The sequence below is a fragment of the Paenalicyclobacillus macrosporangiidus genome (genome assembly GCF_900116805.1).
In the GTDB taxonomy this organism is placed as follows: domain Bacteria; phylum Bacillota; class Bacilli; order Alicyclobacillales; family Alicyclobacillaceae; genus Alicyclobacillus_H; species Alicyclobacillus_H macrosporangiidus.
Window position 1 is genome coordinate 56,379 of the sequence record NZ_FPBV01000013.1, and the last position, 18,694, is coordinate 75,072.

General features: G+C 68.0%; 16 protein-coding genes. 11 read left to right on the forward strand and 5 right to left on the reverse strand.

Annotated elements, in window-relative coordinates; translation table 11 throughout:
* Positions 1 to 13: 13 nt before the first annotated feature.
* Entirely contained in the window at positions 14 to 1,492 is a 1,479-nt protein-coding gene (locus tag BM357_RS11695) for a ribonuclease H-like domain-containing protein (RefSeq protein WP_074953387.1), read from the forward strand.
* Here BM357_RS11695 and BM357_RS11700 read toward each other — a convergent pair.
* On the reverse strand, positions 1,401 to 4,994 hold the full coding sequence (locus BM357_RS11700) for an efflux RND transporter permease subunit (RefSeq protein WP_074953390.1): 3,594 nt from the start codon (positions 4,992 to 4,994) through the stop codon (positions 1,401 to 1,403). The two genes, BM357_RS11695 and BM357_RS11700, sit on opposite strands and share 92 nt — an antisense overlap.
* 284 nt (positions 4,995 to 5,278) lie before the next feature.
* On the opposite strand from BM357_RS11700, the gene BM357_RS11705 reads away from it, so the two are divergent.
* The 4 genes from BM357_RS11705 to nth are packed head-to-tail and all read left to right on the forward strand — an operon-like array spanning position 5,279 to position 8,709.
* Positions 5,279 to 5,917, forward strand: coding sequence for a DUF1054 domain-containing protein (locus tag BM357_RS11705; RefSeq protein ID WP_074953393.1), 639 nt, complete (start codon positions 5,279 to 5,281; stop codon positions 5,915 to 5,917).
* Positions 5,914 to 6,489: an HDIG domain-containing metalloprotein gene (locus BM357_RS11710; protein WP_074953396.1), complete on the forward strand. Its 576-nt coding sequence runs from the start codon at positions 5,914 to 5,916 to the stop codon at positions 6,487 to 6,489. The genes BM357_RS11705 and BM357_RS11710 overlap by 4 nt, the downstream gene beginning before the upstream one ends.
* Positions 6,490 to 6,514: 25 nt before the next feature.
* Entirely contained in the window at positions 6,515 to 8,005 is a 1,491-nt protein-coding gene (locus BM357_RS11715) for a bifunctional metallophosphatase/5'-nucleotidase (RefSeq protein WP_245783973.1), read from the forward strand.
* Positions 8,002 to 8,709 carry an endonuclease III gene (gene nth / locus BM357_RS11720; RefSeq protein WP_074953399.1) on the forward strand — a complete coding sequence of 236 codons (708 nt, stop codon included), beginning with the start codon at positions 8,002 to 8,004 and terminating at the stop codon, positions 8,707 to 8,709. Before BM357_RS11715 ends, nth begins: the two co-directional genes overlap by 4 nt.
* Positions 8,710 to 8,716: 7 nt before the next feature.
* Here nth and BM357_RS11725 read toward each other — a convergent pair whose 3' ends face one another.
* Positions 8,717 to 9,019, reverse strand: a complete 303-nt coding sequence (locus BM357_RS11725) for a DUF2614 family zinc ribbon-containing protein (protein ID WP_074953402.1) — start codon at positions 9,017 to 9,019, stop codon at positions 8,717 to 8,719.
* Positions 9,020 to 9,147: 128 nt separating this feature from the next.
* On the opposite strand from BM357_RS11725, the gene BM357_RS11730 reads away from it, so the two are divergent.
* Positions 9,148 to 9,756: a DUF2140 family protein gene (locus BM357_RS11730; protein WP_074953405.1), complete on the forward strand. Its 609-nt coding sequence runs from the start codon at positions 9,148 to 9,150 to the stop codon at positions 9,754 to 9,756.
* Between the two features lie 43 nt (positions 9,757 to 9,799).
* On the opposite strand, the gene BM357_RS11735 is transcribed toward BM357_RS11730, so the two are convergent.
* Positions 9,800 to 10,636, reverse strand: coding sequence for a hypothetical protein (locus tag BM357_RS11735; protein WP_074953409.1), 837 nt, complete (start codon positions 10,634 to 10,636; stop codon positions 9,800 to 9,802).
* A gap of 135 nt (positions 10,637 to 10,771) precedes the next feature.
* Between BM357_RS11735 and BM357_RS11740 the strand changes: the two genes are divergently transcribed.
* Genes BM357_RS11740 through queG form a run of 5 tightly spaced genes read left to right on the forward strand, consistent with a single transcriptional unit; the run spans position 10,772 to position 15,762 of the window.
* Entirely contained in the window at positions 10,772 to 12,847 is a 2,076-nt protein-coding gene (locus tag BM357_RS11740) for a spore germination protein (protein WP_074953411.1), read from the forward strand.
* On the forward strand, positions 12,847 to 13,959 hold the full coding sequence (locus BM357_RS11745; RefSeq protein ID WP_083430453.1) for a GerAB/ArcD/ProY family transporter: 1,113 nt from the start codon (positions 12,847 to 12,849) through the stop codon (positions 13,957 to 13,959). Before BM357_RS11740 ends, BM357_RS11745 begins: the two co-directional genes overlap by 1 nt.
* The gene (locus BM357_RS11750; protein ID WP_074953414.1) at positions 13,952 to 14,131 is read left to right on the forward strand and encodes a hypothetical protein; all 180 of its coding nucleotides are present in this window, start codon (positions 13,952 to 13,954) and stop codon (positions 14,129 to 14,131) included. The genes BM357_RS11745 and BM357_RS11750 overlap by 8 nt, the downstream gene beginning before the upstream one ends.
* Before the next feature lie 45 nt (positions 14,132 to 14,176).
* The gene (rnhA, locus tag BM357_RS11755) at positions 14,177 to 14,629 is read left to right on the forward strand and encodes a ribonuclease HI (RefSeq protein WP_074953417.1); all 453 of its coding nucleotides are present in this window, start codon (positions 14,177 to 14,179) and stop codon (positions 14,627 to 14,629) included.
* Positions 14,626 to 15,762, forward strand: a complete 1,137-nt coding sequence (gene queG, locus BM357_RS11760; RefSeq protein WP_074953420.1) for a tRNA epoxyqueuosine(34) reductase QueG — start codon at positions 14,626 to 14,628, stop codon at positions 15,760 to 15,762. The genes rnhA and queG overlap by 4 nt, the downstream gene beginning before the upstream one ends.
* Here queG and BM357_RS11765 read toward each other — a convergent pair.
* Both BM357_RS11765 and BM357_RS11770 read right to left on the reverse strand, forming a co-directional pair.
* Positions 15,748 to 17,163, reverse strand: coding sequence for a phosphotransferase (locus BM357_RS11765; RefSeq protein WP_074953423.1), 1,416 nt, complete (start codon positions 17,161 to 17,163; stop codon positions 15,748 to 15,750). The two genes, queG and BM357_RS11765, sit on opposite strands and share 15 nt — an antisense overlap.
* Positions 17,164 to 17,415: 252 nt before the next feature.
* Entirely contained in the window at positions 17,416 to 18,507 is a 1,092-nt protein-coding gene (locus BM357_RS11770) for an isocitrate/isopropylmalate family dehydrogenase (RefSeq protein WP_074953426.1), read from the reverse strand.
* Positions 18,508 to 18,694 lie beyond the last annotated feature (187 nt).

The following is an 18,694-nucleotide window of genomic DNA, read 5'->3' on the forward strand; positions in this document are numbered from 1 at the left end:
GGAGGGGGAGCGGATGGCGAGATCCCTGTTGGAGCGCTTGGCGGCTTTGGAGCGATCCGTCGGACGCCGCCCGGAGGCCACGCCGGACGGGGCGGACGGCGGAGATGCGGCGGGATCACAGGCCGCAGATGGCGGCGCTGCGACCCCCGGGGAGGCGGCAACGGGGACGGCCCCTCGTCCAGGCGGAGACATCGTCCGTGAATCGGCTGCGCCGCCGGGGGCCGGGACGGCGCCCGCGGCGGGCGCCACGGGGGCGGCGTCCTCGGAGGGCCTGTGGGCGCTCGGATTTCGCCCGGTGGATCCCTCCGGGGGCGTCTGGTACCGGACCTTGCGCTACGACCTGCTGACCGTGCACGGCCGGCGACAGTTCGCCGACCTGGCGCGGTGCGATCTGTCCGCGGCGGCGCGCGCCCTCGGTGTGGACGAGCTGCCGGCGGAGCGGTTGCGCTTCTACGACACGGAGACCACCGGCCTCGGGCAGGGGGCGGGAAACGTCCCCTTCCTGCATGCCGTCGCCCGCATCGAGGGCGACGAGCTGGCCGTGCATCAGTACTTCTTGGCCGATCACACCGGTGAACCCGACCTGCTCACGGCGCTCACCGCCGATCACTTCGCGCCCGGGAGCGTGGTGGTGACCTTCAATGGCAAGTCGTTCGACTGGCCGCTCCTGCAGGCGCGGCTCGCCCTCTGGCGGCTGCCCCGGGTGGCGGCCGCGCACGCGGACCTCATCCATGCCAGCCGCCGCCTGTGGCGCAGACGCCTCGGCCGGGTCGCCCTGGCCGAGGTGGAAGCCGGGGTGCTCGGCATTCACCGCTCGGGCGATCTCCCGGGCCGCGAGGCGCCTGCGCGCTACTTCGCGTGGCTGGAGGATGGCAGGGCGGACTGGGTGGAACCGGTGTTCGAGCACAATGCCGCCGACGTCTGCAGCCTCGCGGTCCTGCTGGTGGTCGTGGCCGACCTGTTGGCGGGGCGCGAGCCGGCGCGTGGGGCAGAGGAGTGGCTGGCGCTCGCCCGTTGGTATGACGCGTGGCAGGCGTACGATCTCGCCGCCCGCTGCTACACGGGAGCGGCCGCGAGCCCGGACGCCGGTTACGAGGCCCGGTGGCTGAAAAGCCTGTTTCACAAGCGGCACGGGGAATGGGCGGAGGCGGTGGGCATCTGGACGCAGCTCGCGGAGGCGTATCCGCACGCGGTCCCGCCTCTGGTGGAACTGGCGAAGCACTACGAGCACCGCGCCGGCGACTTGGAGGCGGCGGCCCGCTGGGCGTGGGAGGCGTGGGCGCGCGCGTCGGCGCTGGCCCGAGTGGCGGATGAAGAGGCGGCGCGGTGGCGCGAGGTGGCGGATCACCTGCGCCACCGGATCGACCGCATCCTCCGCCGTCAGGCGGCCGCCGCGCGCGTCAGCCGAAGTTCGGGCGCATCGCCAGGGACTCCTGCCGCCGCGCCCGCCGGTGCAGGATCTCGTACACCACGGGCACAACCACGAGGGTGAGCGCCGTGGAGCTGAGAAGCCCGCCGATGACCACCACCGCCAATCCCTGGGAGATCAACGCCCCCTCGGCAAAGCCGAGTGCCAGCGGGATGAGGGCGCAGATGGTGGCGATGGCCGTCATCAGGATGGGCCGCAGGCGCGTGGTGCCCGCTTCGAGCAGGGCTTCCCGCACGCCGAGGCCCTGCCGGCGCTGGCGTTCCACGCGATCCACCAGAACAATGGCGTTGGTCACGACGATGCCCATCAGCATCAGGATGCCGATGAGGGACGAGACACTGACCGGCTGTCGGGCGATGACGGTCCCCGCGAAGGCGCCGATGAGCGCCACCGGCATGGAGAACAGGATGGCGAACGGCGCGGTCCATTCGCCGAACGACACCAGCATCACGAGGTACACGAGGCCCGCCGCGATGAGGGTGGCCTGCACCAACTGGCGGAAGCTCTCGTTCTGTTCCTGGGCGTCTCCGCCCAGTTGGATGTCGACATCCGCCGGCAGCCCCAGCGACTGAATGCGCTGCATCGCCAGCTTCGTGGTGCGCCCGGTGTCCTGGTCGGTGAAGTCCCCGGTGACCTCGGCGAACCCGGCCCCATTGCGGTGCAGCACCGTCACCGGCGCCTGGACCTCGTGAACGGTGGCGACGTCGGACAGGGCCACGCGCTGGCCGGTCGGCGTCTCCAGCTGGAACGAGCGGATGTCCTCCAGCTTCTGAGGGGCGTGCGAGCCCTGCAGTGTCAGCACGACGTTGTACGTTCGGCCGTCGAGGGTCGCCTGTCCGGCGTCCTCCCCGGCGAGCGCGGCGCGCACCTGCGAGGCGATGGCGTAGGCGGTCAGCCCGTACGGCGCGGCCTTGGCCGGGTCGGGTTGGATGTTCACCTGCGGTTGGGTGCGCGCCAGGTTGTTCTGGACGTTGGCGAGCCCCGGGAGGCCGCCCAGTGCGCTGGTGATGGCAGCCGCGGCCTGGGCGATGTGGTCCGGGTTCGGACCGGTGACGACGACGCCGAACGATCCGCTGGCGCCGCCCAGGATGAGCTCCTTCACCTGAATGTCGGCGGGCGGCGCGATGGCCTTCAACTTATCCCGCAGCTGGGCGACGAACGCGGGCACGTCCGTGTCCGGCTTCAGCTCGAGGAAGAAGCTGGCGGTGTTGGTGCCGCGCACGCTTCCGTCCGAGTCCGTCTGTCCGGCGTCGGAACCGACCTGCGTGTTCATCTGCTGCACGGTGTCTCCGAACGAGCGCACCACCTGTTCCACCTGGCGCGCTTTCGCATCGGTGGCGTCCCGCGGCGTGCCGACGGGCATCTCCACCTGGATGGTGGCGAATTTCTCCCGGGATTCCGGGATGAAGGTGCTGCCCGCCAAGGGCAGAATCAGCACCGAGCCTGCGAAGGCCGCCGCCGTGACGGTCAGCACCGCGGCCTTGTGGTTGAGGCATGCGTTCAGGAAGCGCTGATAGGTGCGCTGCCACGGCCGGAGGGCGCGCTGGCCGCCGGTGAATCCCGCCTGCGCCGGCACCGCAGAGGACCTTTCCAAGGCGGTCTCCTCCGTCCGGTCCTGCGCTCCTTCTGCCCCCTGACCGTCCGCCTCGCGCGCGCCCGGGGCCCTCAGCACCAGCAGCCAGGCCAAGAGCGGCACCACCGTCAACGCGACCAACAGCGAACTGGCCAGCGCGCAGACCACCGTGAGCGCGAAGGGCAAGAAGATCTTGCCGACGATCCCGCTGACAAACCCGAGCGGCAGGAACACGGCGATGGTGGTGATGGTGGAGGCGGTGATAGCCGCCCCCACCTCGCGCGTGGCGGCGAGGGCGAGTGCCTTGCCTTCACCGCGGCGCTGTCGCCAGTGGCGGTGGATGTTTTCAATCACGACGATGCTGTCGTCCACGACCCGGCCGGTGGCGACGGCCATGCCGCCGAGGGTCATGATGTTCAGCGTGATGTCCAGCCGATGCAGGAGGATGATGGCGCACATCAGGGACAGCGGTATGGACACCACGGCGATGACCGTCGTCCGCCAGTTGCGCAGGAACAGCAGGATGACGGCGGCGGCAAACAGGGCCCCGAGCACCGCCTCGCGCAACATGCCGCCGATGGACGAACGGATCATGGTGGACGAGTCGAACAGGGGCACGATGTGCACGCCTGCGGGCAGCCGCTTGGCCAGTTCCGCCAACTGCGCGTTGACGCCGTCGGCCATCTGGACGGTGTTGGCGTCCTCCGCTTTGAGGACGCTGACCATCACACTGGGCTGGCCGTTGGTCCGGTTGATGGCGCCGTCACGGGGCGGCGCCAGCGTCACGTCGGCGATGTCCCCGAGGCGCACGGAATCGAGGGACGAAGGGCCGGACGTGTTCTTGACCGCCGGCGGTGCCGCAGGGACGCTGGGGGCGGCGGACGGCGGCGGCGAACCGGCGGAGGCCGGCGGAAGCTGCCCCTGCAGGGACTTCAGGCGCTGGTTGAGCGCGTCCTGTTCCCGCTGAAGCGCCTGCAGGGCCGCGGTCAACTCGGCCACGCGCTGCGGGTCCTGGGAGCCCGGTGGACGGGCCTGCTCTTGGGCGAGCGCCAATTGGGTGCCCCAGATCTGACCCTGGATCTGCTGAAGGGCGGCGAGGAGCTGCGTCTCGCCCTGCACCACCGCGAGCCCTTGGCCGACCTGTCCCAGGCCCTGCGCCACCTGACCCACCGCTTGGCCGACCTGACCGACGGCCTGCCCCATCTGGCCGATGCTTTCGCCGATGGCCGACAGCCCGGCGGAGGGATCGGCCGGCAGGGGGATGCGGATGTTGCGGATGTCGTCCAGGCTTCGCACAGCCCCCGCCATCTGGACCGCTTGCACTTGGCCGCTCAGGGTGGCGGTACCCAGCGGCATCGTCACATTGGACGCCTGGATGGCCTGCAGGACCTGTTCCAGGGTCAGGTGGTGCTGCCGCAGCTTGTCCTGGGACACCTGGATGCGCACCTCATCCGGCGCGCCGCCCGCCGTCTGGACGGAGGCGACGCCGGGAACGCCTTGCAGGGCGGGGACGATGACATCGTGAACGGCGTCGCGCAGGGCGCGGTCGTCCTGCCGGTCCGACGCCACGGTGAAGTACACGACCGGCTGCGCGTTGAAAGAGAACTTCTGCACGGTGGGGGTCATCGTCCCGTCAGGGAGTTTCATCTGCTGGAGCGCCTCGTGCACCTTCTGCTGGACGTCATCCAGATTGGAGTTGAGATTCAGCTCCAGCTCCACCTCGGACACGTTCTGCATGGAGACGGAGGTGACGTTTTTGACGTCCCCCAGTCCGCGCAGGGCGTCTTCTATCGGTTGGCTGACATGGTCCGCCACTTCCTCGGGCGATGCACCCGGATAGGGGGTGATGACCGCGATCACCGGCAGGGCGATGTCCGGCATCAGCTCTTCGTTGAGCCGCAGGGCGGACAGGATCCCTCCGGCGATCACGAGCACGGCCAACAACAACACAGCGACAGGATTGCGCAGGGAAAAACGGGTCAGCGCTTGCATCACGGGCCTCCTCCAGGGTGAACCGGATCGAACCCATTCTAACCCTGTCCTGGGTCCGGGACAAGATGTTTAGCGAGTAAAACAGTTGCGAGGCGCGCCTCCCTTGGGCCGTCCTCGCCGGTGGACGGCCGGGTCATCCCGGGGAGTTGTCTATTGGATTGCGAAAACCGGTACAATGAAAGGCGGAGACCCGAACGGCTCCCCCCGGATGGGGGAACGGCGCTTGGAAAGGAGGCGAAGGCCCGGCCGCCGGCTCGCCGCGGCGAGGCAGGGTCCGGAGGGATATGGAGTTTGTTGGATTCACGGACGAGGATTTCGCGGTCTTCGAGGTGCCCGGGCTGGAGGCGCGCATGGATGCCCTCAAGCGCACCCTGCGGCCGAAGCTGGAGCAGTTGGGGCGGGACTTCGCGGCGTTTCTCAGCGACCTGCTCGAAGAGCCCATGTACGCGCATGTGGCGAAGCACGCCCGTCGCACGGTGAATCCGCCCGAGGACAGCTGGGTGGCGTTCGCCGCGGATCGGCGCGGATACAAGAAGCACCCGCATTTCCAAATCGGCGTGTGGCGCACGCACGCATTCGCCACCTTCGGGCTGATCAGCGAGTCGCCCCATCGCGCCCGCTTCGCGGCGCAACTGCGCGCGCACGCGGCCGAGGTGGTGGCAGCAATACCCGGGCACTTCGTGTGGATTCCGGATCACACGGATCCGCACGCCATCCCGGCCGCCACGGTGGACGAGGCGGGCCTGTTGCGGCTGGCGGACCGGCTCGACACGCGCCAGGGCGAGTTGCTCACGGGCGTGACCTTTGCCCGGGCGCAGACGGTGGCGATGGGACCCGCGGCCTTTGCGGACGCGGTGAAAGAGGCGTTTCGAGCTTTGAAACCGTTGTATCCATTGATCCAGACGGAGGTGTTTCAGGCGTGAAGACGCGCGAGGAAGCGTTGGCGTTGCTGCACGAGTACACCCAGAGCGAGTCCCTGCGCAGGCACGCGTACGCCGTCGAGGCGGCGATGCGGGCCTACGCGGAGAAATTCGGGGAAGACGTGGAGAAATGGGGCATCACGGGGCTCCTCCACGACTTCGACTACGAGCGCTATCCCGGCATGCCGCACGAGCACACCATCGTCGGAGCACGCATCCTGCGGGAGCTCGGTTATCCGGAGGACGTGATCTACGCGATTCAGGCGCATGCGGACTACAACCACCTGCCCCGCAACACCCGGATGGCGCAGGCGCTGTACGCCTGCGACGAGCTGTGCGGGTTCATCATGGCGGTGGCGATGGTGCGGCCGACGCGAAATATCGCGGACGTCGAGGTCAAGAGCGTGAAGAAGAAGCTCAAGGACAAGGCGTTCGCGAAGGGCGTCAACCGCGAGGACGTGTACCGCGGCGCCGAGGAACTGGGCGTCGACCTGGACGAACACATCCGCTTTGTCACGGAGGCGCTGACACGCGTCGCGTCCGCGCTGGGGCTGGACGGCGCCGAGAGCGCATAAACTGGGGGAGAAGCCGGCCGTGGCCATGCGGGCGGGGCGAGGTGAGCCGGTGCGGATCCATCTGCTGCACACCAACGATGTGCACAGCCAGCTCGAAAATTTCATGCGCGCGGGCGCCGCGCTGCGCCGGCTGCGCGACGAGGCCAGGGCCAGCGGCGAGTGGGTGCTGACCTTCGACGTCGGGGACGTATTGGACCGGGTGCGGCCGGAGACCGAGGCCACCCGTGGCCTGGTCAACGCTGCCCTGATGGACGCGCTCGGCTACGATGGGTGGGTGTTCGGCAACAACGAGGGGCTGACCATCCCGGTGGCAGAGTGGCCCCGGCTGGTGTCGCGCAGCGGCACCATCGCGTTCGGCACCAACATCCGGGCCATCGGCGGAGCGCCGTTGCCGTTCTTGCGCGACTGGCAGATTTACGACTGCGGCGGCGTCCGGCTCGGCGTGTTCGGATTGACCCCCGACTACCGCACCTCTTACCAGCGCCTCGGCGTCGATGTGCATGCGCCCCACCGCGCCGCGCGGCGGGCCGTCGAGGCGCTGCGGGCGGCCGGATGCGACGTCGTCGTCCTGTTGTCCCACCTCGGCCTCGGGGCGGACCGCCGGTTGGCGGAACAGGTCCCGGGGGTGGACGTGATCCTCGGCGGGCACACCCACCATTTCATGGAGGGCGCGGAACAGATCGGGGACACGTACATTTTTCAACCCGGGAAGCATGCGTTGGTGTTCGGCCACACCGTGATTGACTACGATCCCCGCGTGCGCCGCGTCCGGGCGGTCCGTGGAGAGCCCGTCCCTGTCCATCCGCACGATCCGCTCGACACCGCCATGCTCTCCGCCTACCGCGGCTACCTGCCGGACGTGGAGGCGGAGCTGGACCGCATGGTGGCCCGGCTGCCCGCCCGGCTCCCGGTCGCCTTTGACCGCGAATCCCCGTTCGCCAACCTGCTGGTCGACGCCCTGTTCGACCGCTATCCGTGCGATATCGGCATCATGATGAGCGGCGCCCTGACCGCGAGCCTGCTGCCGGGGCCGGTGCGCGTCAAGCACATGCTCGGGGCCTGCTCCACGCCGACCCGTCCCGTGAGCCTGACGCTCACGGGGGAGGACATCCGCCATCTCTTGGCGCAATCGGTGCAGCCCGAGGTCTATCACCGGCCGGGGTTCGGATTCGGGTTTCGCGGAGGCGTGGTGGGATGGCTGGCCCTGGCCAACGCGGACGTGACATTGTCCCATGCCCCCGGATCTGAGAGAATGAGGATAGAGGAGATCCGGGTGGGCGGAGAACCCATCCAGTCCGGCCGGGATTACCGCGTCATCACCTGCGAGTATCTGTGGCTCTCGCCCGTCTTCGACGTGTTCCGGCGGGCGCGGGATGCGGAGATCCAGGTGCCGTTGGCGCGGGAGGTGCTGCTCGAGCGCATCGGGGATCCGCGCCTCCAGCGCCAGGCGTTCCGGCCCCGCTGGCAGGTGGTGCCCGGGCCGGACAGTTCCGGGGAAAGCGAGGTTCAGGGATGAATCGCCTGTTGTCGCGCGCCGACACGCGCCGCATGCTGGTCAAGCTGGAGGAAGCCTATCCGGACGCGAAGTGCGCGCTCAACTTCAGCAATCCGTTTGAACTGCTGATTGCCACCATGTTGTCTGCGCAGAGCACCGATGCCCGCGTCAACCAGGTGACCGCGCGGCTGTTTCAAAAATACAAGACGCCGGAGGATTACGCGCGCCTCACGCCGGAGATACTGCAAGAAGACATCAAAGAATTGGGGTTGTTCCGGGCCAAGGCGGAGCACATCATCGCCGCGAGCCGGATGCTTTTGGAGAAGTACAACGGGCAGGTGCCCGCCTCTCAGGAGGAACTGGTCAAGTTGCCCGGCGTCGGGCGCAAGACCGCCAACGTCGTCGTCTCCAACGCGTTCGGGATCCCGGCCATCGCGGTGGACACGCACGTGCAGCGGGTCGCGAACCGCATCGGGATCGCCAACAGCATGAACCCGGAGATGACAGAGCGTCAATTGTGCCAGCGCATCCCGCAGAAGCTGTGGTCGCAGGCTCACCACTGGTTGATCCACCACGGCCGGAAGGTGTGCTCGGCGCGCAAGCCGAAGTGCGACATTTGCCCTGTCTCGTCCTTCTGCAGGTTCTACCAGGCTATGCAGAAAGAAGAGAAGCTTCGCGCGGCCGTCTTCGGCGAGGAACAGCGGAAAAAACGCCACGGCGGCTGAGGCGGGTTCACTTCACGTACGGTTCGTAGCCGCCGCCCGGAACCCGGCGCATCGGCTGGCGGCAGTGGCGGCAGGCGTCATACGCGCCCGTCAGCCGGGTGACCCGGCCGCAACGCGGGCACTCCGCCTCGTGGACCGTGGGGTTCACGGGGCCGAACCGGAAGTACACCAGAATGCCGGCGAGGACGCCCAGTCCGCCGATGACCATCAGATACGGGATCCAGGCGCGGTGATAGACGCCGCTGTACATGACGAAAAAGCCACCGAACATCATCACGAGCGCCCAATTGCGCCACTTGTCCACGTTCATCGACGGCTCACCTGCCTGACGTCCCGCCCGGCGCGCAGGCCGGCGGCGGATGTGCGTACGCCATCATGGTAGCGCACCGGGCGGCGGGTGTCCAATCCCCTCATCCGGCGACGAAGGAGGTGGCGGTCGTGTGGAAACGGGCGTTCATCGCCCTGCTCTCGGTGAACCTGGCCGTGTTGGCCTTGTTGGGTCTGTGGTGGGGGTCCCTGCCGAAGGCCGGATCGGTGCCCGCGCCGGTGCCGGCGGCGGGAGAGAAAGCCGCCACGTTCCAGTTGGCGCTGGATCAGGACGCCATCAACACCTACCTGGAATACGCTGTCTCCGAGCAGCCCGACCTGAAGGCCGTCTTGGCGTACGCCCGCGTGCAGTTCGACGACCGTTGGCGCGTACAGCTCGGCTTCAAGTTGCAGGATCGGGTCGTTCCGGCCGACGTCGTGTTCACCCCCTCCATCTCGGGGGGAGACGTCACCCTGCACATGGAGTCCGCCACCGTCGGCGCCCTCCCATCCATCCCGGTGCCCGAGAGCGCCCTGTTTTTCGTGTTCAAACATCTCCCGTGGCCGAACTGGATTGGGGTCGACGCCGAGCACGCGGATCTCCAACTCCACCTGTCCCAGCGCCCGCAGCGGCCGTACGGCGTGCAGGTGATAGGGTACGATCCCGCGCAAAAGCTGCTCACCCTCCGCGTCTCCATCCTCCCGAAATCCCTGCTCTCCGCCAAAGGCGGCACGGGATGAAACGCGAAAGCCCGCCCAGCGTGATCGTGAACGCCAGGGTGGGTCAGCGGACGGGCCCGTGCAGCGGGGTGCGTTCGTCCGCGGGCGTGCCGAGCACTCCGAAATTCGGCGACGCGGACGGGTGGTTGGCATCCACGCCCCGGCCATTCGGCCAGATGAGGGCGACGCGGCGGTGGAATTCGCTCATGAACCGGCGCATGTCTCCGCCCGCCTCCACGTATTCCGCATAGCCTCTCAGCAGGGCGGCCGACGCCGTGTCCGTCGTGATGAGCACCGTCTGCACATCCGGGAGAGCTCGCTGAACACGCTGCCGGACCTCCATCTGTTTGGCGGGGCTCATCATGCCGCTGCGATCCCGCGGCCGAAAGTCGCGCGTGTCCGCGCGCGGACCCGGATCCTGCAGCGCCCGGATGAAGTCGTCCGGGGTGTGGCGGGCCAACGCCTCCGGGGTGTCAAACGCCTTCGGAAAGCGGTACCGCGTGCGGGGGGCGTTTGCCCGGTTCGGATCCGCAGTCTCCTGGTGATCCGGAAAGGCACCGACGTACGCCTTGCGCCCCTCCTGTAACACGACCGCCCATTTCAGTCCCTGCACCTGTTCCACAGACCTGGCCACCTCCGGCCGGGAGCGCAGATCCGTGTAGCGCGTCGTCGCCTGGCCCGGCGGGGTCACCGTGCGCCCGGCGGCCGCATCGGCGGCCGGGGTTTGCCCTGGCAGGGTGACTCGCCCAGCCGCGGCCCCCGTGCCGGCCGAGGTGCCCGTGCCCGTCGCGGTTCCCGTGCCGGCCGGAGCTTGCCGCGCCGTGCAGCCCGCGGCCAGCAGGCATGCCGCCATCACCCCCGCGGTGATCCCCGTGTATGCCCAGCGGGATGAAATCCTCATGTCTCTCTCCTCCAACGCAGGTCGTCCATCCTAGTTTGACCAGCGCGCAGGAAACCTATGTTTTGAGCGGCCGCGGCATAAAGGGAGGCGCCCGGTTGCAAGCTACCTCCGAAGTGTGGCGAGGGGGGATGGTCTGTGAACGTGCCCGCATGGCTGGCACGCCTGTTCACCATCGACGACGGAGTGGTGGAGGAGCCGTTCTCCCTTCTCGAAGATCGCCCCGGCCAAGCGCAGGCCGGCGCGGACACGGGGGCGGCGGACGGCGCGGGCGAGCGAAACGCGGAGACAGACAAGGGCGGCCAGGGCCGCGATGGCGAATCGGCGGGCGGCGCCGCGCCGGACGCAGGCGACCGCGCTGCCCGTGCAGATTCTCCTGGGCAGGCGGATTCCGCCCGGGAAGCCGGGGCAGAGCCGGGAGAGGTCGAGGTCATCAGGCCCATCCCGCTCGAAGCGTACATCCGTCAGTCCGCCCAGGCCTCCCCGGAGAAGTCTCCCGAGGCCGGCCTCGAGGACAAGGTCCCCGCCGAGATCGGCCGGGTCCGCAAGGCGGTCGAACAACTGTTTCACGCCGATGTCAACAAGGACATCGTGATCCGCGAATTCATCATCCAGGCGGAGTCCCGCGGGCAGGCGAAGGACGGGAAGCCTGCGGAATCCCAGGTGCCCGCGGAGCCCCGGGGTCATGCGGTGGCCGGGGGGCCAGCGGCGTCGCAGGAGCCCACGCAGGACGGAAGCCCTGCGGCGGGCGGGGGGAAGAAACCCTGGCGGGCGCTGGCGGTGTTCGTCGACGGCCTGGTCGACAAGATGACCATCAACACGCACATCCTGCAGCCGCTCATGCTGTTGACGGCCATCGCGGATGAGCCGGTGGAACGCCGGCTACAGACGGTGTCGGAGGCCCTGTTGCCCGGCAACCAGGTGACGAAGTTTGAGGACTGGAAGGACATCGTACCCGGTATTTTGTCCGGATGCACGGCGGTGTTCGTCGATGGATCGCCCGGGGCGCTGATTGTCGAGACGCGCGGCTGGGAGCATCGCACGGTAGGCCTCGCGCAGACGGAGACCGTGGTGCGCGGGCCGCACGAAGGGTTCACCGAGAGCTTTCGCGCCAACACTGGCCTGGTGCGGGCGGAGCTGCGTTGCAAAGACCTGATCACAGAGATGATGCACGTCGGCAGGCTGGCCCCGACCGACGTGGCCTTGATGTACGTCCAAGGGGTGGTCAACCCCAAGCTGGTCGACGAGGTCAAGCGCCGCATCCAGGCCATCGACGTGGACTACCTGCCGGACAGCGGGTTGCTCGAGCAGTTCATCGAAGACAATCCGCGCCTGGTGGTGCCGAACACGCTGACCACGGAGCGCCCCGACCGGATCGCCCACATGCTGATGGAGGGCCACGTCGCCATCTTCGTCGGGAACAGCCCGTTCGCCATCGCGGTGCCGGTGGTGTTTTGGCAGTTGGTGCACTCGCCGGAGGACGCCTATCTCCGTTTTCCGTTCGGATCGTTCCTGCGCCTCCTGCGCTGGCTGGCCCTCAGCCTGGCGCTCCTGACGCCGGCGTTGTACGTGTCCATCACGAACTATCACCCGGAGATGATCCCGACCGACCTGATGCTCGCCATCGCCGGCAGCCGGGAGCAGGTGCCGTTCCCGGTGATCACGGAGATCCTGATGATGGAGTTCTCCATCGAGCTCATCCGGGAGGCCGGCATCCGCATCCCGTCCGTGATCGGCCCGACCATCGGGATCGTGGGCGCCTTGATCATCGGCCAGGCGGCGGTGCAGGCGGGAATCGTGAGTCCCTTGTTGGTTATCGTGATTGCGGTGACCGCGCTCGCGTCATTCGCCATCCCCAACTACAACCTGGCCTTCGGGGTACGCACCATGCGGTTCGTCTTTCTGGCGGCGGCGGCGGTGTTCGGGTTCTACGGGTTGACGCTGGCGCTGTGTTGGGCGGCGGCGCGCCTAGCGGTACAGAAGTCCTTCGGCGTACCGATGCTCAGCCCCGTGGCTCCGCGCATGGACACCTCGAAGGACGTCTTCCTGCGCGGGCCGGCGTTCGTGATGAACCAACGGCCGGTGTTCCTGCAGACGCAGAAGGCCTGGCGGGAGCAGCCGGCCTCCCGGCCGTGGAGCAAGGCCACCATGCCGAACGCCTTGCGCCGGTTCGGGGATTCGGTTCGCTCGCCGCGGAAAGGGGGAAAACATTAGTGCCGAGGGTGCAAGAGAAGGCGCACGTAGGCGCAAAGGAACTGACCGCGATGACGACCGTCCTCGTGGCGATACACGTGTTTCTCGACTACCCAGCCTACGTGTCCAAGTACGGGCTGGAGGCGGCGTGGATGGAGCCGGTCGTCTCCGGCGTCGCGGCGCTGATCTTGTTTCTGTGCGCCGAGACGATGCTCCGCCGGTATTTTCCGAATGACAGCATCGTCGAGGTGGTCCGGGGAACGCTCGGCCCCTGGGTCGCCGCATGCATCGCCCTGGTGTTCGCCGCCTATCTCATCCTCATCACGGCCAGCATCATGCGCGAGTTCATGGAGAACGTCATCACGTCGGTCCTCCCGGCGACGCCCATCCTGGTGGTGGGCGGGCTGTTCATCCTGACCGTGGGGTACATGGTCCACACCGGGCTGGAGGGCATCGCGCGCGTCTCCACGATGGCCTGGCCTGTCCTGGTCCTCGGCGTGCTCGCCCTGTGCCTGTTGACCATCAACTACTGGCATCCCTACTTCCTCGTGCCGTTCTGGGGCAAGGGACCCCGCCAGGTCCTGCTCGGCAGCGCCAACTCCGCCGCCATCTTCCTCAACGTGCTGTTGCTGTGCGTGGTCTACCCGCACGCGCACAACCCGCGCGATCTGCGAAGGGTCGGTGTCATCAGCACGGTCCAGACGGTCATCCTCTTGACCGGTTTCGTCCTGTGCTACCACATGGTGTTTGCCCCCGAGGAGACCACAAAACTGGCATCGCCCATGTACGCGGTCGCCCGGCTCATTCACATCGGCCACTTCATCCAACGCCTGGAGAGCGTGTTCGTGTTCATGTGGGTGAGCGCCGCCGTGGTGAAGTTGGCCATCACGCTGTGGTCCGCCGCCTACCTGTTGGCCGCCGGATTCGGGTGGCCCACGTACCGGCCGCTCTTGCCCGCCCTGTGCCTGCTGTGCTTGGCCATCAGCCTGCTGCCGCACGACGTGGCCTCCGCGTTCGATCTGCACGGAGACGTGCTGATGCGTTGGGGCTGGGTCATCGCTTTCGCGGCGCCGCTCTTGCTCTTGGGGGCCGGCATCCTGCGCAGACGAAGGGAGCGCGCACGCCGTGCTTAGCTTTGTCCTGTTGCTCATCGTGCCGCTTTGGATGCTGTTCTACACGGTGCAGTTCGGCCGCTGGCTGCGCCGGCGGGAGGGGCAGAACGTGATGGTCTGGCCGGTGTACGGCATCGGCGCCGTCTCCTTCGGCCTCTCGGTGTACGTGCTGTGGCGGATGTTTCTGTCCTAGCGGAGCGGGCGGGAACGGTATAATGGGGCAGAAGGAGTGGAAGCCATGACCCCGCCGAAACCCATCACCAAAGAGGTGACCATCTACACGGACGGCGCTTGCTCCGGGAACCCGGGTGCGGGCGGGTGGGCGGCTGTCCTGCAGTACCGCGACACCGTCAAGGAGATCTCCGGTGGCGATCCGCACACCACCAACCAACGGATGGAGCTCACCGCGGCCTACGAGGCGCTGCGCCGCTTGAAGGAACCCTGCCGCGTCACCCTGTACAGCGACTCGGCCTACCTCATCAACTGCTTTCGCCAGAAGTGGTACCTGTCCTGGCGGCGCAACGGCTGGAAGAACAGCAAGGGCGAACCCGTGCAAAACCGCGACCTGTGGGAAAAGCTCCTGACCGAAGTGGAACGGCACCAGGTGCGCTTCGAGAAGGTGCGCGGGCACGCGGGGGTCACCTGGAACGAGCGCTGCGACCAACTGGCCCGGGCGGCGGTACCGAAGTGAGCGAACTGTCTCTCGAGACCCTGCGGGCGCTCGGACGGGAGGCCGGCCTCGATGCCGTCGGCGCCACCACGGCCGACCCGTTCCCCGAGATGGCGCCTCGCCTCGAAGCCTACGCAGCGCGCGGGCGAACCGGCTTTGAACACGACCAGGTGGAAAACCGGATTGACCCGAGGAGGTGGATGCCGGAAGCTCGGTCCCTGGTGGCCGCCGCCATGGCGTACCTCACGCCGGAGGGCCGGCAGTTGGCGCGCCGGCACCCGCGGGACCCCAGGCGCGGCGTGGTGAGCGTGTATTCCTACGGCGAGGACTACCACAACGTGCTCGCGAAGCGGCTTCGTCGCTTGGCGGAGTTGATGGGGGCTGAGGTGGGGCGGCCCGTCCGCTACCGGATCGCCGTCGACACCTCGCCGCTGGTGGACCGGCGTGTGGCGGAGCGGGCGGGCATCGGCTGGGTGGGCAAGAACTGCATGTTGTACAGCGCGGAGCACGGGTCGTTCGTCTTCCTCGGCACCCTGTTGACGGATGTCGAGGTGGAGCCCGCACAGGCGATGGTGCCGCCGAAGTGCGGCGCCTGCACCCGTTGCCTGGAGGCCTGCCCGACGGGGGCGCTGATGGGCCCCGGGGTGATTGATGCCCGCCGCTGCCTGTCGTACATCACGCAGATGAAAGGCATCATTCCGCGCGAGTTCCGCATTCCGATGGGACGCCGCGTGTGGGGGTGCGACACCTGCCAGTGGGCGTGCCCGGAGAACCGGGCGACGGGCGGGGCGAGCCACGCCGAGTACCGCCCCGCGGAGGAATTGGCGTTTCCGGACCTGCTGGAGATCCTGTCCTGGAGCAATCGGACCTTCGAACACCGTCTGGGCCACACGGCGGCCGCCTGGCGGGGGCTTCGGACGTGGCAGCGCAACGCGCTCATCGCCCTGGGCAACTGCCGGGACGAGGCGGCGGTGCCGTACATCGTGCCGTTCCTTCGCCATGATCGCCGGGAGCTGCGGGCCAGCGCGGCCTGGGCCCTGTGGCGCATCGGCGGAGAGGCGGCCCGCCAGGCGGTGGCGGCCGCATACGCGGCCGAGACAGACCCCGAGGTCAAAGCGGAGATGGCCTGGGCGGCGTCTTCACGGGACGCGTAGCTGGAGCTGGTTTTCGTACGCCTCCAGGAACGCCTGGCGGCGCGGTTCCTGTTCGGCAAACGCGCGCAGCTCATCGAGCTGTGCGGGATCGCGGAACAGCCGGTAGCGGGTGTACGCGACTCGCCAGGCCCGGTAGGGGAACACGAGCAAGCCGTGAATCAAGAGATATTCCTCCGCGCTCAGGGGGCGAACCTGATGATACGCGGAGAAGCACGTGTAGGCGGCCTCGTGCCGCCAGTTTTGCGCCTGCAGCACGCGCCGCAGCAGGTGCCCCAGGTCGAGGACGCGCGGGGCGTAGGTCGCCAGATCGAGGTCGAGCAGCACCACGCGTTTTCCGGGGGTGAACACCAGATTGGACGGGATCACGTCCAGATGGCACACACCCGGCAACTCCGCGTCCTCTTTCAGGAACGCCTGGCACGGCGAGCTCTCCAGGATGCGCAGGCTTCGCTCCGCGTCCTTGCGCAGCTGCGGGGCCAGCCGGAGGAGGGTTTCGTCAAAACCGTCCTGGGACCGTGCCGCCTCGGCCCGAACCAGCAGCGTCCGCAGATCTTCCGCGCGGCGGCGGGTCAGGTCGGCCACGTCGAATGCCCAGGCGGGGCTCTCCCGGTCTGGTTCAAAGCCGCGGGAGGACTCGTGCAGGCGGGCGAGCGCGGCCGCAGCCGCTTCCACCTGGGGCAGAGACGAGAAATTCACAGGGTTGCCCGCCACCCAGCGGGTGGCGTAATAGACCGCCTGGCCGCGTTGGACGAACGGATCGCCCGATTTCGTCAGGGCGTAGGCGGGGACCGCGTCAAAGCCGTCCGCGTTCAGGTGCTGCGTCAGTTCGTGCATGAATCGCACCCGATCCGGCGGGATGTCCGTGCGCTTCAGTGCGAAGACCCCGCGTTTCGTGCGCACCCTGACGACACCGGCCCCCACCTCCGCGGACTGCACGGTCCAGCCGTAGGCCTTGGCTACCGCGGGGGGGATGCGTGCGCTCCGGAAGGCGTGCTGCCAACGCCCGCTCCGCTCCACCAGAGGACCTGCCGGAAGGTCATCCGCCGCCGCTCGGGCCGATGGCGCGGACCCGTGGGCCGCGGGCACCACATCCTGACGGGGCTTCGGGGTCCATCCCCTGGCCTCCTTGGACGCGCCGGCCACAGGGGAGGAACCGCTTGCCGCTGCACGGTGTGGCACCCGCGGGACATCGCGCACCCGGCTGGCGGGCCGGGAAGTGGCCGCGGAGGACGCGGGCGTGCCCGGGCTTGTGGTTGCGGCTTTTTCCCCGGTGTCCCCGGGCGATCCGCCGCTCTGCGGATGCTGATGCAGGTATTGGAGGAAGTACGGGGGTCTGAGCAACTCCTTGACCAAATCCGCCATCCACGGCGGCAACGGCCGGGTTCGCATCCGCCTGATCACGCTCGGCACCTCCCCCCAATCCGTCTGTGCCCAGCGTATTCGGCGGCGTGCGGGCGGGTATGGGCGAAAGCCCAGAGGAAGACGGCGGCCTGGGGGAGGGTGAGGGGACGGTGAGGGGACGGTACCGCTGCACGAAGCGCTCTCGCGAATCGTTCCGCGGTACCGTCCCCTCACCAACGCTTGGATGTTGCGGTGGCCCGTGCCGAATGGCTGAGCTTTTGCACCTCGTCAGGCAGAGTGCTGCTCACGCACTTACCGGCCGGCGTCGCCGAGTGTGCTCCAGACCTCCAGCTTTGTGCGGACGCGGCGGATGACCTCGTCGGTGAATTCGGTGGTGGTCGTTCCACCGCCGAGATCGGCCGTGCGAACGCCGCTCATCACGGCCTCCAGCGTTGCTTCGTAGATGGCGCGGGACGCCTGCTGGTACGGTTTGTCCGGGTGGTGGGCCAACAGCGCCGCGCCGGCCAGGATCATCGCCATCGGGTTGGCGACGTTCTTGCCGAAGAGCGTGGGTGCCGTGCCGTGAGGGGCCTCCGCCATGATGACCTTCGGTTGCCACTGTTCGTCCAGGGCCAGCAGGATGGACTCGGAGCCGGCGATGGACCCGAACATCTGCAGCACCAGGTCGGACAGGCAGTCGCCGTCCCGGTTGAGGGCGGGGATGACCAGCGCCTCGCCGGCTTTGACCAGCAGCAGCGCATACGTGGCGTCAATCAACTGCGGTTCGTACGGAACGCCGGGATAGCGCTTGCTGGCCGCGTCGAGCTCTTCCTTAAACATGCCTTCATAGACCGGGCTGACGGTGAACTTCGGGCCGCCGAACACCTTCGCCCCGATTCGCTGTGCGTATTGGAAGGCGTATTCGGCCACACCGCGGCACACCTTGCGGGAGATGCGCTCGGTGCGGAAGGCCACCTCGTCCCCGTCCGCCGTCTCGCGCCACTCCTTGGCGCCGTACGCGTCATCGACCGCCATACGGACGACGGAGATGGGCGCGAACACGCCGACCGGCGGCGCAATGCCCGGGATTCGCCGGCCCGTCCGGACGATGACGGTCCCGTCGATCTCCTTGCGCAGGATGGCATTCGGGCTGCCCACGTCCCCCGCGGTCTCCGGGGTGATGGTCGCGGCCTTCAGGCCGTACCGGTGCTCCACCATGGCACGGGCTGCGTCGTACACCACCTGGTTGTTCGTCCTGCGCCGGTTCTCCAAACTCAGATCAAACCGCAGAAAGTCCAGCGGCGCGCCAATCACGGCCGGATCGAGGACGCGCAAGGCCTCCAGCAACAACTCCTGCCCGGTCTGATCTCCTTCCATCACGACAATGGTCGGATGCGTCGACATGGTCTCACCTCGCCTGTGTGCACAAAACATCCTGTGTGATGACTGCCCGTACAGTATCTCACCCATGCGCGCCCTTGACCCGGGCGCCGCGTTCCGTCGTGTAGTGTAACACACGGGGAGATCGGCCGCCAGGAACCCCCTGATTTTCGGTCAAGTGCGTATTCGCGGGCAATTCCAGTGTTTCCCG